The organism is Prauserella flavalba (assembly GCF_003202235.1).
GTDB lineage: Bacteria > Actinomycetota > Actinomycetes > Mycobacteriales > Pseudonocardiaceae > Prauserella_A > Prauserella_A flavalba.
Genome location: NZ_MASU01000006.1, coordinates 19,382 through 34,053 on the forward strand (window position 1 = coordinate 19,382; position 14,672 = coordinate 34,053).

Here is a 14,672-nt window from a genome sequence, read left to right on the forward strand (position 1 = left end):
CCTCCGCCTGAGCAGACCTTTCGAGAAGGGCAACGTGATGTACCGACTCACCGCCGCGTACCTGCACCCGGAGAACCCCGAGGCGTTCCTGAAGCACTACCGCGAGGTGCACGCGGTGCTCGCCGCCAAGATGCCGAAGCTGCGCTCGTACGAGTGGGGCGTGTGCGAGTCGCCGGACGGCTCTCGGCCGTCGTTCTTCCTCGTCGCGTTCCTGGACTGGGACACCAAAGAGGACGCTCTGGAGGCCCTGCAGTCGCCGGAGGGCCAGGCCGGTGCGGCCGACCTGCCGAACTTCACGTCGGCCGACCAGGTCCACATGGCCTTCTCGGAGATCACCAAGGCGGTGTGACCCGCCCTTCCACCTCAGGAGTTTCCATGACGAAACCTGCTCGCCGCCGCGGCGCAGTGGTCGCCACGCTGGCGCTGGGACTCGCCGTGATGCCCGGGGGCGCGGACGCCGTGACGCTGCCGTCGTTCCTCGGCATCCCGCTCGACGGCCTCGCGCCGACGGAGATCTCGGCAGGCGACCTCAACGGTGACGGCGTCGACGACCTCGCCGTCGCCAACGAGGGCGGTACGACGATCACGGTGCTGCTGTCCACTGTGGGCGGCGGGTACCAGGCGCCGCAGCGCTACCAGGTCGGCCTTTCGCCGAGCAACGTGCACATCCACGACTTCACCGGCGACGGCGTCGACGACATCGTCGACGTCGACGCGGGCGCGAGCACCGTGTCCGTGCTGCCGAACCTGGGCGACGGCCGGATGGGCACCGCGGTGACCTCGCCGACCAGCACGGCGGGCACGGCCGCCCTGACCGCCGCCGACTTCGACGCCGACGGCGCACTGGACGTCGCCGTGAGCCACCCGGCGGGTGCGGTGGCGGTCAATCTCGGCCGTGGAGACGGCTCCTTCGGCCCTCCCGCGACGTACCCTGGGCCGCTGGGCGGCATCGGGGTCAGCGCCGGCGACTTCAACGGCGACGGGGCACCGGACATCGCGTCGGTCGGCCCCGCGAGCACCACGCAGTCGATCCTGACCAACAAGGGCGACGGCACGTTCGAGCACACGACCGTTCCGGTGGGACCCGGCGCGGTGTGCAACCGCACGGGCGACCTGAACGCGGACGGCGCGGTGGACGTGATCTCGGCGTCGGCGGACGGCCACATGGGCGTCATCCTCGGTCGCGGTGACGGCACGTTCGAGCCGGTGAAAAACTACGGAACGGGCAGCCTGTACGCGTCGTGCTTCGGGGTGGACGACCTGAACGGCGACGGCGCGCAAGACTTGGCGGTCGGCAACATCGCGGGCCTGTCGATGTCGACCCTGCTCGGCAACGGAGACGGCACCCTCCAGGCCGGGACGGTGCACCCGGCGGGCGACGCGGTGATCACGTGCACGACGGGCCACATCAACGCCGACGACGCGGTGGACGTGGTCTGTCCCGGCGGCGCGATCCCGGTGGTGATCGCCTACGACGGCAAGGGCGACGGCGCCTTCGCGCCCCCGCGCCGACTGGCGCTGGGCTGATGCCGGGGCGCCGGCGAAGGCAAGGCGTCAGGCGTACATGACCAGCCAGATCGCGATGTAGTGCGAGATCGCCGCCAGCACCGTGCACGCGTGGAAGAACTCGTGGTAGCCGAAGGTGTGTGGCCAGTAGTTCGGCCAGCGCGTCGCGTAGAAGATCGAGCCCAGCGTGTAGAAGAAGCCGCCCACCAGCAACAGCACCAGCGCCGCGACTCCGCCCGTGCTCGCCAGTTCCGGCAGCACGAACACCGCCACCCAGCCCAGCGCGATGTAGATCGGCACTCCCAGCCAGCGTGGCGCCCTCGGCCACAGCATTTTGAGCGCCACGCCCGCGATCGCGCCGCCCCACACGATGCCCAGCACGATGTAGCCCGTGGGCTGCGTCATCGCCAGCAGTGTGAACGGCGTGTAGGTCCCCGCGATGAACAGGAAGATCATCGAGTGGTCCGCGCGCTTCATCCACGCGTACGCGCGCGGGCTCCAGATGCGGCGGTGGTACAGAGCACTGACGCCGAACACACCGAGCACCGTCGCGCCGTAGACCGACGTCGCCGCCGCGGCGAGTCCCGACACCGTCGAGGCGGCCAGCGCGATCAGGGTCGCCCCCGCCGCGAGCGCGCCGAAGAAGCTCCAGAAATGGATGTGTCCCCGCAGTCGGGGACGGTTCATCGCGGCCGTCGGGTCGGGGCGGCTGTCTGTCGCGAGGCTCACGCCCTCCAGGTTACGGTTCCGTAGGTTCGGACGCACCCCGCTGTGTCGTTGCGGACATCCACGGGCCTCGCGCACGCACGGCTAATACGTTGGCAAGGATCGAGCCGAACCGAGGAGATCACAGGTGAGCAAGTCCAGTCCGCGCCCGTGGCGGTCCCGTCCGCCCGCGCCGACGCGGCCGGGTAAGCCGCCGAGAACCGCCCCTTCGCTCGGTCGGTGGACGGCGCGAATGTCACTTTGTCGCCAGGCGTACGCTGCCGTGACGTGAGTCTTCGGTCGTTCGTATCCAAGGTCGTCTACAGCGTCTACTCGTGGCGCCTCATCCAGCAGGCAGGCGGCCGGCACCCGCGTCACATCGGCGTCATCCTCGACGGCAACCGGCGCTGGGCCAGGGAGGCCGGTTTCACCGACGTCAACGGCGGCCACCGCATGGGCGCCCAGAAGATCGCCGACTTCCTCACCTGGTGCCGCGAGGCGGACGTCGAGGTCGTCACGCTCTGGCTGCTCTCCACGGACAACGTGCGCACGCGCTCCAACGAGGAGGTCGCCGCACTGCTGGAGATCATCCGGGACGTCGTGGACGAGCTGGCCAAACCGGGCAATCCGTGGCGGCTCTCGATCGTCGGAGCGCTCGACATGCTGCCGACCGACATCGCCGCGCGGCTCACCGCGGCTGCGCAGCGCACCGACGGCCGCAGCGGCATGGTGGTCAACGTCGCCGTGGGCTACGGCGGCAGGCAGGAGATCGCGGATGCGGTCCGCAAGTTGCTGAAACAGCACGCGGACGAGGGCACGACCATTCACGAGCTCGCGAAGATTTTGGACGTCGACCATATCTCCGAGCATTTGTACACGTCAGGCCAGCCGGATCCGGACCTGATTATTCGCACGTCGGGCGAACAGCGGCTGTCCGGTTTCCTGCTGTGGCAGTCGGCGCATTCCGAGTTCTGGTTCACGGAGGCCTACTGGCCCGCTTTCCGGCGCGTCGACTTCCTGCGTGCCCTGCGCGACTACGCCGTGAGGCACCGCCGCTACGGCGCCTGACCCCGGACATGACGGTGGCCCGCGGAGCGACTCCGCGGGCCACCGTCAAAGCGCTTACCGGTGCTCAGTCACCGTCGTGGCTGAGGATCAGCCACGGGGTACGAGCGATGCCGGTGTAGGCGCCCGCGACCAGGGATGCGGCGCCGTAACCCAGTGCGGCACCACCATCGATGAACTGGTAGTAGGCGTCATCGAACGTGATGTCTTCGGTTGCCGACTTGGGGGCCGAGGTCTCTGCAGGCGCAGCGAACGCGGTACCGCCGACCATCAGCAACGCCGCTGTTGCAGCGGTCACGAAACCAGCCTTCTTCAGCACTTCGCACACACTCCTAGTTCGACTTCAGAACTGGGACTCCCCGCACACACCCGGCTCGTCCCGCAGCTGAAGTTACTGCAAATGGCCTAACTCCGTTGGGCCACTTACACCATTGTGTAGTTTATGTTTCACCATTCACCCCGAAAGGCGATTCATGTTGGTAATGGGCCTTCGGGGCGGAAACTGTGAGCTGATAAGTGCCCTTTTCCGGTGAGAGTAATTCGAACGGGTGTGGCCGTGGAGGGTGATCAACTACTTACCGTGATGTGACGAGCCGCTTCGGTGACCCGGCACCAACGGTGAGATGACCAATCGGCGAATCACCTACCTGGCTGCCTGCACGAAACGGTGCGCGCAGGTAACTTCCGAAGTGACGGGTCACGAACCCATGTGGACCGTCGCGGGAGGCCCTGGTCGTGGGAGTTGTGGAGCGAACGGCGAAGCCGTTCACGAAGCGCACGAGGGGGCCGGCACCGGGCCCTCGTGGCCGCACCTGACGCTCCGGCGTCAGGAGAGCGACCTACCAGGGCAGTGCCCGGCCCAGCGAGTGCGGGCGTGGTGTCAACGCCCACGAGGGAGATGCCGTCGTGACTGCGCAGCGTTTGCCCCGAAAGGCCTCCGGCCGCTCATCGACCAGTGCCTCAGGCACTGAGGGATCCTCCGGTCAATCCGGTTCTTCACAGCGATGCACCTACGTTCTCGACACCTCGGTGCTGCTGTCCGACCCCTGGGCCATGACAAGGTTCGCCGAGCACTCGGTGGTCTTGCCGCTCGTCGTGATCAGCGAGCTGGAAGCGAAGCGACACCACCCGGAGCTGGGCTGGTTCGCCAGGGAAGCACTTCGCCTGCTCGATGACCTCCGGCGCACCCACGGCCGCCTCGACGCCCCCGTGCCGATCGGTGACGAGGGCGGAACCGTGCACGTCGAGCTCAACCACTCGGACCCGACGGTGCTGCCGCCCGGGTTCCGCACCGACTCCAACGACCACCGCATCCTCGCGTGCGCGCTGAACCTCGCCACCGAGCTGCCCTCTGTGACACTGGTCACCAAGGACATTCCGTTGCGGGTCAAGGCGGGTGCGGTCGGCCTCGACGCCGACGAGTACCGCGCGCAAGAGGTGACGCCCTCCGGCTGGACCGGCATGGCCGACCTTGACGTGCCGCAGGAGGCGATCGACGCCCTCTTCTCGGGCAACGTCGTCGACCTCTCCGACTACGGCGTGCCCGAGGCCGCGGAGCTGCCCTGCCACACCGGGCTGCGCCTGCTCGCGGGCACCACGAGCGCGCTGGCCAGGGTCACGCCCGAGAAGCAGGCCCGGCTCGTCCGCGGTGACCGCGAGGCCTTCGGCCTGCACGGGCGCTCCGCGGAGCAGCGCATCGCACTCGACCTCCTGCTCGACCCGGACGTCGGCATCATCTCGCTCGGCGGCAGGGCGGGCACCGGCAAGTCGGCGCTCGCGCTGTGCGCGGGGCTGGAGTCGGTGCTCGAACGCGGCCAGCACCGCAAGGTGGTGGTGTTCCGCCCGGTGTACGCGGTGGGCGGGCAGGACCTCGGCTACCTGCCCGGCTCCGAGAGCGAGAAGATGCAGCCCTGGGCGCAGGCGGTGTTCGACACCCTCGGCGCGCTGGTCAGCCAGGACGTGCTCGACGAGGTCTTCGACCGGGGCATGCTCGAGGTCCTGCCGCTGACGCACATCCGGGGCCGCTCGCTGCACGACGCGTTCGTGATCGTCGACGAGGCCCAGTCACTCGAACGCAACGTGCTGCTCACGGTGCTCTCGCGCCTCGGCACGGCGTCGCGGGTGGTGCTCACCCACGACGTCGCGCAGCGCGACAACCTGCGCGTGGGCAGGCACGACGGCGTGTCGGCGGTGATCGAGAAGCTCAAGGGTCACCCGCTGTTCGCGCACGTGACCCTCACGCGGTCGGAGCGGTCGCCGATCGCCGCGCTGGTCACCGAGATGCTGGAGCACCACGGCTGACCCGGGACCTCCCGCCGGGGGCCGTCACCAGCCTGCGGGCAGCGGGCGGCCCTCGGCGAATCCCGCGGCCGACTGCACGCCGAGCACCGCGCGCTCGTGGAAGTCCTCCAGCGTTCGCGCGCCGGCGTACGTGCACGCGGAGCGGACTCCCGCGGTGATCGAGTCGAGCAGGTCCTCCACGCCCGGCCTGGCCGGGTCGAGCGCCATCCGCGAGGAGGAGATGCCCTCCTCGTACAGGGCCTTTCGGGCCCGCTCGTAGCCGTTGTCGGTCCGCGTGCGGGCACCGACGGCGCGCTTGGAGGCCATGCCGAAGGACTCCTTGTACGGCCTGCCGTGCTCGTCGTAGCGCAGGTCGCCGGGCGACTCGTGCGTGCCGGCGAACCAGGAGCCGACCATCGCGGCCGAGGCACCCGCGGCCAGCGCGAGCGCGACGTCCCTCGGGTGCCGCACGCCGCCGTCGGCCCACACGTGCTTGCCCAGCTCGCGGGCGGCGGCGGCGCAGTCGAGCACCGCCGAGAACTGGGGACGGCCGACGCCGGTCATCATCCGCGTCGTGCACATCGCGCCGGGGCCGACTCCCACCTTCACCACGTCGGCACCGGCCTCGATGAGGTCGCGCGTGCCCTCCGCGGTCACCACGTTGCCCGCCACGACGGGCACGGACGGCGACACCGAGCGGACCGCCTTGAGCGCGGCCAGCATCTTCTCCTGGTGCCCGTGCGCGGTGTCGACCACCAGCACGTCGACGCCCGCGCCGAGCACCGCCTCCGCCTTGGCCGCGACGTCTCCGTTCACGCCGATCGCCGCGCCGACGCGCAGGCGCCCTTCGCCATCGGTGGCCGGGCGGTAGATGCCCGCTCGCAGCGCGCCGACCTGGGTCAGCACGCCGGCGAGCCTGCCCTCGTCGTCCACGCCGAGCGCGAGCCTGCCGCCGTGCTCGTGGAGCCGGTCGAAGACCTCGCGGGGCGGCGTGGCGATCGGGACGGTCAGTGCCGCCGCGTCCACCACGTCGCCGAGCCGGGCGAAGCGGTCGACGCCCGTGCAGGCGGCCTCGTCCACGACACCGACGGGCTTGCCGTTGGCGTCCACCACCACGACGGCGCCGTGCGCGCGCTTGCCGACGAGGTTGAGCGCGTCCGCGACGGCGTCACCGGGGGTGAGCACGAGCGGGGTGTCCCAGACCGGGTCGCGGTCCTTGACCCAGCGGGTGATGTCGGCCACCGCCACCGGGTCGACGTCCTGCGGCAGCACGACGAGCCCGCCCCGTCTGGCGACGGTCTCCGCCATGCGCCTGCCCGCCACCGCGGTCATGTTGGCGACGACGACCGGGATGGACGTGCCGGTGCCGTCCACGGTGGAGAGGTCGACGTCGAAGCGCGACTCCACCGCCGAGCGGTTCGGCAGCAGGAAGACGTCGTCGTAGGTCAGGTCGTGAGGGGGCCGCTGGCCATCCAGGAACTGCACGAGATCTCAGCTTACGGGTTGAATCCGGACAATGCGGCCCCGGTGCGGTACAGCTCCGCGAGCAGCGGGCGGAGCCGCAGGCCCGCGGCGGTCAGCCGGTAGGTGGTCCGCGACGGGAAGCCGGGGCGCACCTCCCGCACGGCGAGCCCGCGGTCGGTCAGCCCGCCGAGGCGCTCGGTGAGGACCTTCGCCGACAGTGTGGGCAGCGCCTCGCGCAGCTGCCCGAACGAGTGCGGTCCGCCCATCAGCTCGCGCAGCACCACCGGCGCCGCCGAGCATCCCTTCGTGTTCGCCGCGGCGTTCAACGCGGGAACCCCCGAGATCGTCTACGAGGACGGCGCCGTGTTCGTGCGGCCGGACGGCGTGAGCGTCACCGGCGCGGACGTGCACCGCGCCAACGCCGAGCTGCTCGCGCTCGGGCTGCCGATCACGGTGCGGCCCCGCCGCGTCGAGGTCGCGGACGACATCGCCCTGCTGATCGTCGACTGGACCATCGAAGGCGACGGCGTGCACCTGGAGGGCACGGCCACCGACGTCGCCTGCCGGGGCGAGGACGGCCACTGGCGCTACGTGATCGACAACCCCTTTGGCGTCAGGGCTGCTCCCAACCGGTAGCGCCCTGCTTCTCGGCGCCGATCGTGGTGTGCTCGCCGTGGCCGGTGTGCACCACGGTCTCGTCGGGCAGCGCGAACAGGCGCTCGGTGATGGAGCCGACGATGGTCGGGTAGTCCGAGTAGGAGCGACCCGTCGCGCCGGGGCCGCCCTGGAAGAGGGTGTCGCCGGTGAAGACCACGCCAAGGCCGGGGGCGTGCAGGCAGACCGCGCCGGGCGCGTGCCCGGGTGTGTGCAGCACGTGCAGCTCCGTGCCCGCGATGGTCAGCGTCTGCCCGTCGGCCAGCTCGCCGTCCGGGGCGCGGCCGGGGTGCGTCAGGTCCCACAGCACGCGGTCGTCCGGGTGCAGCAGGATCGGCGCGCTGGTGAGCCGGGCCAGCTCGGGCGCGGCGTTGACGTGGTCGTTGTGCGCGTGCGTGCACACGATGGCCCGTACGGCGCGCCCGCCGACGGCCTCCGCGATGCGGGCGGCGTCGTGTGCCGCGTCGATCACGAGCACCTCGGTGTCGTCACCCACGATCCACACGTTGTTGTCAACGTCCCAGCTGCCACCGTCCAGCTCGAAGACGCCGGAGGTGACCACGTTCTGCACAGTCGCTGCCATGCGCGCACCCTAACCGCCGGGCAGCATCGCGCGCACCGCGTCGATGGTGTCCGCGTCGCCGGCCTCCTTGTCCGGCCGGTAGCGCAGCACCCGCGCGAACCGCAGCGCCACACCACCCGCGTACCGCGTGCTGGTCTGCACGCCGTCCAGCTCGATCTCCACCACCAGTTCGGGACGCACGTACACGGTCCAGTCGTCGCGGTGGGTCTCCAGCTCGGGCAGGTGCTCGGTCTGCCACGCGAGCAGCTGGTCGGTGAGGCCCTTGAACGTCTTGCCGACCATGATCGGCGGCCCGCCGTCCGGGTCGCGGGCGCCGAGGTGCAGGTTGGAGAGGTAGCCGGTGCGCCTGCCGTGGCCCCACTCGGCGGCGAGGATCACCAGGTCGAGTGTGTGCACGGGCTTGACCTTCAGCCACGCCCTGCCACGCCTGCCCGCCGCGTACGGTGCGTCGAGGTCCTTGACCACCACGCCCTCGTGCCCGTCGGCGAGCGACGCGGCCAGCAGCGCGTCGGCGTCGGCGGGCTCGCTCTCGCCGGGGATCATGTGCTCGCCGGCGACCCGGCGCAGCGCCGCGTTGCGCTCGCGCAGCGGCGCGTCGAGCAGGTCGGTGCCGTCGAGGTGCAGGCAGTCGAAGAAGTACGGCCGCAGCAGCAGAGCGCGCACCTGTTCCTCGCGGGTGCTGCCGAAGCGCGACATCGTCTCCTGGAACGGGCGCGGCCTGCCGTCGTCGGCCAGTGCGAGCGTCTCGCCGTCGAGCACCACCGAGTCGCACGGCAGCGCGCGCACCAGGTCGGCCAGCTCGCCGACGTGCGCGGTGATCTCCCGCAGCGTCCTGGTGTAGACGTGCACCTCGTCGCCGTCCCGGTGCACCTGGATCCGCGCACCGTCCATCTTGTACTCCACGACGGCGGAGCCGAGTTCGGCCAGTGCCTCGCCGAGCGACTCGGCGGGGGAGGCGAGCATCGGCCGGATCGGCCTGCCCAGCTCCAGCCGGAACTCCAGCAGCGCCTCGGTGCCGCCCGTCATCGCGGCCAGGGCCGTGGCGGGCAGCCGTCCGGAGAGCATGAACGCCCGGCGCACGGTCTCGCCGGCCACCCCGGAGGCCTCGGCGATCGCGTCGACCATCACGCCCTCCAGCGCGCCCTGCCGCAGCTCGCCGGTCAGCAGCCGGAACAGGAAGTCCTGCTCGGCCTTGGTCGCGCGCGCGAGCAGGCCGCCGAGAACCTCGGCCCGCCGTTTCGCCGAACCGCTGCCGCTGGTGCCCGCCACCTCCCCGAGCGCGGTGTCGACGTCGGCGACCGTGAGCCCCGGTTCGGCGGCGGGCTCGGTGCGCAGCTCGGCGAGCGTGCGCCAGCCCGCGCCGATGCGGCCCTGCGTCGGCTGCCCGGTGAGGAACGCGACGGCGGCGGCCAGCTCCTCCGGCCGCGCGGATGTGAGCAGCCCGGCGAGCACCGCGGTCTTGGCCTTGCGGGAGCGCGTGGCCGCTAGGTCCGTGGAGGCGCTGACGACGTCGTGGAGGAGCATGCCGCCATCATCTCCCCGGGCACCGACACTTCGCGTGGTGAGCGTTGCGAGCGGGGTGTGCGCAGCACCAGCAGCACCGCGGCGAAGCAGACGGCCAGTCCCAGCAGGCCGCCCGCGGTGACCTGCTCGCCGAACATCAGGAACGCCAGCACCATCGTGGTCGGCGGCGTGAGGTACAGCAGCGTGGAGGCCCTGGTGACCGAGCCGCGCCGGACGTTGAGCCAGTAGAAGCCGTAGCCGCCGAACGTCGAGAGCACCACCACCCAGGCGACCGCGAACCAGAACGAGCCGTCTGAGGGCGGGGTGAGTCCGCCGGTGAGCGCGGCCACCGCGGTGAACACCACGGCGCTGGCCCCGGACTGGATCAACAGCGAGTCGCCCAGCGGCAGCTCCGTCGGCAGCCTGCGCTCGGTGAACGTGGCCGCCACCAGGCCCGCCATCGCGAGGAACGGCAGCGCGTACGCCAGTGCCGGAGCGGAGCCGGGCCGGGCGAGGTCGCCCGCGACCACCAGCGCCACACCGCCGAGGCCGAGCACGAGACCGAGCCACTGCGACGCGGACGTGCGCTCGCCGAGCAGGGGCCCCGAGAGCGCCGCGGCGGCGATCGGCTGCAGCGCGGCGATGAGCGCCGCGATCCCGGCGGGCACGCCCAGCTCGGCCGACCACACCACCCCGGAGAGGTACACGCCCTGCGACAGCAGGCCCACCAGCGCGTGCACCGCCACCTCGCGTGCCGACAGGCGCCTGCGCCGGGTCAGCGCCCACCACGCGCCGAGCACGAGCACGACGACGAGGAACCGCCACGCGAGGAGGGTCTCCGCGCCCGCCGAGGCGGTGCCGAGCACCGCGCCCACGAAGCCGGAGCTCCACATGAGCACGAAGCCGACCGCGAGCAGTGCACTCATCGGGTCTCCCTTCGAGTAAACCGACCGGTATGGTTACTAGACGTACTAAACCGATCGGTATACTGTCAAGGGGTGAGTGAGGAGACGACGTTGACACCGGCCGCCGAGCGCGTGCTCGAGGTGGCCGGGAAACTGTTCTACGACAACGGCATTCACGCCGTCGGCGTCGAGGCGATCGCCAGTGAGGCCGGGGTCACGAAGAAGACGCTCTACGACCGCTTCGGGTCCAAGGACGCGCTCATCGCCCACTACCTGCGGCGCCGCGACGAACGCTGGCGCGAGCACGTGATCCGCGTCGTCGAGCAGCGAGGGCGCATCGCCCCGGCGCGGCGCCTGCTGCTCGTGTTCGACGCGCTGGAGCAGTGGATCGCCGAGGAGAACCCGCGCGGCTGCGCGTTCGTCAACGCGCACGCCGAGCTGCCCGACGCCGCGCACCCCGGCCGGGACGTGATCCGCGAGCAGAAGCAGTGGCTGCTGGAGTACCTGCGCACCCTCGCGAGGGAGGTGGGCGTGCGCAACCCGCGCAAGCTCGCCACGTCGCTGCTCGTGCTCATCGAGGGCGCCAACGTGACCTCGACGCTCGGGGTGGTGCCCGGTGCGGTCGGCAACGCCAAGGAAGTGGCCAAGCAGCTCATCGAGTCGAGCTGACGGCCTCGCCCTCCTCACCGCCGACGGCGCGGGTGAGGTCGTCGCGCGCCCGGAACACGCGGGAGCGGATGGTGCCGACCGCGCAGCCGCACACATCCGCCGCCTCCGCGTAGCTCAGGCCGAGCACCTGCGTGAGCACGAACGCCTCCCTCCGCTCGGCGTCGAGCCCCGCGACCAGCGCGTGCAGTGCCACGAGCCTGCCGTGGTCGGGAGCAGCAGCCTCGGGGACCGCCGTCGCGCTGGTGAGCGGCCTGCGCTTGCGGGCCCGCAGGTGGTCGGCGGCGACGTTGCGGGCGATCGCGAAGAGCCACGTGCGCGCGGGGGAGCGACCCTCGTAGCCACGCAGCGAGCCGAACGCCCTCAGGTAGGTCTCCTGCACCAGGTCCTCGGCGGAGCCCGGGTCGGAGAGGTACGTCAGCAGCCGGTGCAGCGGGCCCCTGGTCGTGGCGACGAACCGTTCCGCGGCGTGCCGGTCGCCGTCGGCGGCCCGCACCGCGTAGTGCGTGATCTCGTCGTCCACGGCGATCGACCCTAGAGCAGTGGCAGGTGGCCGGGAACTTTCCGGGTCCGGATGGCAACCTGCAGGGTATGGACTGTGCGACCGCACGCGAGGCGATCTCCGCGACCCTGGACGGGGAGGACCCCGGCGTCGAGCCCGCCGAGCTGGACGAACACGCCGGCAGGTGCCCGGACTGCGCGGCCTGGCGTGAGCGCGCCGCCGAGGTGACGCGGCTCGCCAGGCTCGCGCCCGCCGTCGAGGTCCCGGACGTCACCGAACGTGCACTCGCCGGGTTCCGGCCCTCGCGCCGCGCCCAGTGGCGCGGCGGCCTGCGCTGGGCACTCGCCGTCACGGCGCTCTGCCAGCTGGGCGTCGTGGCCGGCCAGTTCCTCACCTCCGACCCCGCGCACGGCACCGGGCACCTGCTCAACGAGACGGCGGCGTTCAACCTCGCCATCGGCGTCGCGCTGCTGTGGGTCGCGGCGCGGCCGGGCAGGGCCCGCAGCCAGTGGCCGCTGCTGCTCACCGTGTCGGCGGCGCTCGTGCTGCTGTCCGTGGCCGACGTCGTGCAGGGCAACGTCACGTGGCACCGGCTCGGCACCCACCTGCCGTTGCTGGCCGGTGCGCTGCTCACCGTGCTGCTGGGCACCGCCGAACGCGGCAGCCCGTGGCCGGGCAGCCGAGGGGACGACCGCCACCGGTGGTCCGCCAGGGCCGGCACCGACACCGAACGTGCGGGCACGGAAAGCTCGCGCGAGAAGAATCAGCCGCCCGCCGCGCGCAGGGCCGCCTGAGCGGGCCGCCCGGCCACCCAGCTCGCGAGCAGGCGCAGGTTGCGTTCGGACTCCGAGCCGGGCTCAGCGGTGTAGGTGATCAGCGCCTGCGTCGGGTCGTCGGGCAGCAGCAGCGTCTCGTAGCGCAGCACGAGATCGCCGACCACCGGGTTGCGGATGTGCTTCACGCCGTTCGCCTTCTCCTGCACCGAATGCGAGTTCCACAGTCTGCGGAACACCTCGTGCGGCTGCGCAAACTTGCCGCCGAGCTCGGCAGGCCCCTGACCCACCTGGCGCTGGCATTCGTGCGGGCGCATCCGGCGGTGACGTCGGCGATCATCGGCCCGCGCACCCACGAGCAGCTCGCCGACCTGCTGGCCGGTGCCGACCTGGTGCTGGAGGACGACGTGCTCGACCGGATCGACGAGATCGTGCCCCCTGGCACCGACCTCAACCCGCTCGACGCCGACTACCTGCCGCCCTCGCTCACCGATCCGGCACTCCGCAGGCGCCGGTAACCGGCAGGGCTCACCGGCGGGAAGAGGCCCTTTCCGCCGGTGTCCGGCTACTTCCCGCCGCGGGCCATCCGCAGCACGTCGAGCGCCTCGTCGAGCTGCTCCTCGGTGAGCTTGCCGTCGTTGACGTGACCGCGTTCCAGCACGACCTCGCGGATCGTCTTCAGCTCCTTGAGGGCCTGCTTCGCGACGGCCGCCGCCTCCTCGTACCCGAGATACCTGTTCAGCGGTGTGACGATCGAGGGCGAGCCCTCGGCGTAGGCGCGCGTGCGTTCGGTGTTGACGGCCAGGCCCGCGAAGACCTTGTCCGCCAGCAGCCTCGACACCGCCGCCAGCAGCCGCGCCGACTCCAGCACGTTGCGCGCGATCACCGGCAGGTTGACGTTCAGCTGGAAGTTGCCCTGCGCGCCGGCGAACGCGACGGCCGCGTCGTTGCCGATCACCTGCGCCACCACCTGCAGCGTGGCCTCAGGGATCACCGGGTTGACCTTGCCCGGCATGATCGAGCTGCCGGGCTGCAGGTCCGGAAGGGCCAGCTCGGCGAGGCCCGTGCGCGGACCGGAACCCAGCCAGCGCAGGTCGTTGGCGATCTTGTTCAGCGACACCGCGACCGTGCGCAGGTGTCCCGACGTCTCCACGACGCCGTCCTGCGACGCCTGCGCCTCGAAGTGGTCGCGCGCCTCCGTCAGCGGCAGGCCGGTCACCTTCGCCAGCTCGTCGGCGACGGCCGAGCCGAAGCCGTCCGGCGCGTTGAGCCCCGAGCCGACCGCCGTGCCGCCGATGGGCAGCTCGCCGAGCCTCGGCAGGCCGCTGCGCAACCGCTCGATGCCGAACCGGACCTGCGCCGCCCACGCGCCCGCCTCCTGGCCGAGCGTGATCGGCACCGCGTCCATCAGGTGCGTGCGGCCCGACTTCACGACGTCGTTCCACTCGGCGGCGCGCCGCTCGATCACGGTCGCCAGGTGGTCCAGCGCGGGCACCACGTCGGTCAGCACGGCCTCCGTTGCCGCCACGTGGATCGTGGTCGGGAACGTGTCGTTGGACGACTGCGACGCGTTGACGTGGTCGTTCGGGTGCACGTCGCGGCCGAGCGCGCGCGAGGCGAGCGTCGCGATCACCTCGTTGGCGTTCATGTTCGACGACGTGCCGGAACCGGTCTGGAACACGTCGATCGGGAAGTGCTCGTCGTGGGCGCCCTCGGCGACCTCGTCGGCTGCTTTCGCGATGGCGGCGGCGAGGTCGCCGTCCAGCACACCGAGCCGGGCGTTCACGCGGGCCGCGGCGGCCTTGAGCAGGCCGAGCGCGCGGATCTGGGCGCGTTCGAGGCCACGGCCGGAGATCGGGAAGTTCTCGACGGCGCGCTGGGTCTGCGCGCGGTACAGGGCGTCGGCGGGAACCCTGACCTCGCCCATCGTGTCGTGCTCGATCCGGTATCGCTGTTCAGCCATAGCGCCAGTCTGGCCCAGCCTTACGGGCCCCGCCCGGTGTCCTTGCGCACTAAGATCGGATTTCGAGACTGCCACCCACCACCGGCGGAAGGGCGGTGAGCCA

17 protein-coding genes and 1 pseudogene are annotated in these 14,672 nt (G+C 71.4%); 8 read left to right on the forward strand and 10 right to left on the reverse strand.

Annotation, left to right across the window (positions count from 1 at the left end):
* Positions 1 to 37 precede the first annotated feature (37 nt).
* On the forward strand, positions 38 to 349 hold the full coding sequence (locus tag BA062_RS16105) for an EthD family reductase (protein ID WP_110337465.1): 312 nt from the start codon (positions 38 to 40) through the stop codon (positions 347 to 349).
* Positions 350 to 375: 26 nt separating this feature from the next.
* Positions 376 to 1,527 carry an FG-GAP repeat domain-containing protein gene (locus BA062_RS16110; protein WP_110337467.1) on the forward strand — a complete coding sequence of 384 codons (1,152 nt, stop codon included), beginning with the start codon at positions 376 to 378 and terminating at the stop codon, positions 1,525 to 1,527.
* 27 nt (positions 1,528 to 1,554) lie between these two features.
* Here BA062_RS16110 and trhA read toward each other — a convergent pair whose 3' ends face one another.
* On the reverse strand, positions 1,555 to 2,193 hold the full coding sequence (trhA, locus tag BA062_RS16115; protein ID WP_110338268.1) for a PAQR family membrane homeostasis protein TrhA: 639 nt from the start codon (positions 2,191 to 2,193) through the stop codon (positions 1,555 to 1,557).
* Between the two features lie 306 nt (positions 2,194 to 2,499).
* Here trhA and BA062_RS16120 point away from each other — a divergent pair, with 306 nt between their 5' ends.
* Complete coding sequence (locus BA062_RS16120; protein WP_110337469.1) at positions 2,500 to 3,279, forward strand: isoprenyl transferase; 780 nt, start codon at positions 2,500 to 2,502, stop codon at positions 3,277 to 3,279.
* Positions 3,280 to 3,343: 64 nt separating this feature from the next.
* Here the strand turns inward: BA062_RS16120 and BA062_RS16125 are convergent, their stop codons facing one another.
* Positions 3,344 to 3,595, reverse strand: coding sequence for a hypothetical protein (locus tag BA062_RS16125; RefSeq protein WP_110337471.1), 252 nt, complete (start codon positions 3,593 to 3,595; stop codon positions 3,344 to 3,346).
* Between the two features lie 587 nt (positions 3,596 to 4,182).
* Here BA062_RS16125 and phoH2 point away from each other — a divergent pair.
* Positions 4,183 to 5,577, forward strand: a complete 1,395-nt coding sequence (phoH2, locus tag BA062_RS16130) for an RNA 5'-3' helicase PhoH2 (protein ID WP_110337473.1) — start codon at positions 4,183 to 4,185, stop codon at positions 5,575 to 5,577.
* Positions 5,578 to 5,601: 24 nt separating this feature from the next.
* On the opposite strand, the gene guaB1 is transcribed toward phoH2, so the two are convergent.
* Together guaB1 and BA062_RS16140 are read right to left on the reverse strand one after the other, a co-directional pair.
* Positions 5,602 to 7,041, reverse strand: a complete 1,440-nt coding sequence (gene guaB1 / locus BA062_RS16135) for a GMP reductase (RefSeq protein WP_110337475.1) — start codon at positions 7,039 to 7,041, stop codon at positions 5,602 to 5,604.
* 11 nt (positions 7,042 to 7,052) lie between these two features.
* Positions 7,053 to 7,346, reverse strand: a complete 294-nt coding sequence (locus BA062_RS16140; protein ID WP_245959852.1) for a winged helix-turn-helix transcriptional regulator — start codon at positions 7,344 to 7,346, stop codon at positions 7,053 to 7,055.
* Here BA062_RS16140 and BA062_RS16145 point away from each other — a divergent pair.
* Positions 7,327 to 7,656 (forward strand): YybH family protein, encoded by a 330-nt coding sequence (locus BA062_RS16145; protein ID WP_245959853.1) that lies wholly within the window; start codon positions 7,327 to 7,329, stop codon positions 7,654 to 7,656. The two genes, BA062_RS16140 and BA062_RS16145, sit on opposite strands and share 20 nt — an antisense overlap.
* On the opposite strand, the gene BA062_RS16150 is transcribed toward BA062_RS16145, so the two are convergent.
* The 3 genes from BA062_RS16150 to BA062_RS16160 are packed head-to-tail and all read right to left on the reverse strand — an operon-like array spanning position 7,634 to position 10,686.
* Entirely contained in the window at positions 7,634 to 8,257 is a 624-nt protein-coding gene (locus BA062_RS16150; protein ID WP_110337479.1) for an MBL fold metallo-hydrolase, read from the reverse strand. The two genes, BA062_RS16145 and BA062_RS16150, sit on opposite strands and share 23 nt — an antisense overlap.
* A gap of 9 nt (positions 8,258 to 8,266) precedes the next feature.
* On the reverse strand, positions 8,267 to 9,781 hold the full coding sequence (locus tag BA062_RS16155) for an ATP-dependent DNA ligase (protein ID WP_110337481.1): 1,515 nt from the start codon (positions 9,779 to 9,781) through the stop codon (positions 8,267 to 8,269).
* Positions 9,742 to 10,686, reverse strand: a complete 945-nt coding sequence (locus BA062_RS16160; RefSeq protein ID WP_110337483.1) for a DMT family transporter — start codon at positions 10,684 to 10,686, stop codon at positions 9,742 to 9,744. The genes BA062_RS16155 and BA062_RS16160 overlap by 40 nt, the downstream gene beginning before the upstream one ends.
* Before the next feature lie 72 nt (positions 10,687 to 10,758).
* Between BA062_RS16160 and BA062_RS16165 the strand changes: the two genes are divergently transcribed.
* Complete coding sequence (locus BA062_RS16165) at positions 10,759 to 11,334, forward strand: TetR/AcrR family transcriptional regulator (RefSeq protein ID WP_110337485.1); 576 nt, start codon at positions 10,759 to 10,761, stop codon at positions 11,332 to 11,334.
* Here the strand turns inward: BA062_RS16165 and BA062_RS16170 are convergent.
* Positions 11,318 to 11,854 (reverse strand): sigma-70 family RNA polymerase sigma factor, encoded by a 537-nt coding sequence (locus tag BA062_RS16170; protein ID WP_210406904.1) that lies wholly within the window; start codon positions 11,852 to 11,854, stop codon positions 11,318 to 11,320. The two genes, BA062_RS16165 and BA062_RS16170, sit on opposite strands and share 17 nt — an antisense overlap.
* A 68-nt stretch (positions 11,855 to 11,922) precedes the next feature.
* On the opposite strand from BA062_RS16170, the gene BA062_RS16175 reads away from it, so the two are divergent.
* Positions 11,923 to 12,627 (forward strand): zf-HC2 domain-containing protein, encoded by a 705-nt coding sequence (locus tag BA062_RS16175; RefSeq protein ID WP_110337487.1) that lies wholly within the window; start codon positions 11,923 to 11,925, stop codon positions 12,625 to 12,627.
* On the opposite strand, the gene BA062_RS16180 is transcribed toward BA062_RS16175, so the two are convergent.
* A complete protein-coding gene (locus BA062_RS16180) occupies positions 12,597 to 12,845 on the reverse strand; it encodes an MmyB family transcriptional regulator (RefSeq protein ID WP_342768921.1) in 249 nt (82 codons plus the stop codon). The two genes, BA062_RS16175 and BA062_RS16180, sit on opposite strands and share 31 nt — an antisense overlap.
* A 9-nt stretch (positions 12,846 to 12,854) precedes the next feature.
* On the opposite strand from BA062_RS16180, the pseudogene BA062_RS16185 reads away from it, so the two are divergent.
* Positions 12,855 to 13,124, forward strand: a pseudogene (locus BA062_RS16185) (aldo/keto reductase); the annotation flags it as partial.
* Between the two features lie 47 nt (positions 13,125 to 13,171).
* Here the strand turns inward: BA062_RS16185 and BA062_RS16190 are convergent.
* Positions 13,172 to 14,569: a class II fumarate hydratase gene (locus BA062_RS16190; RefSeq protein ID WP_110337489.1), complete on the reverse strand. Its 1,398-nt coding sequence runs from the start codon at positions 14,567 to 14,569 to the stop codon at positions 13,172 to 13,174.
* Positions 14,570 to 14,672: the final 103 nt, after the last annotated feature.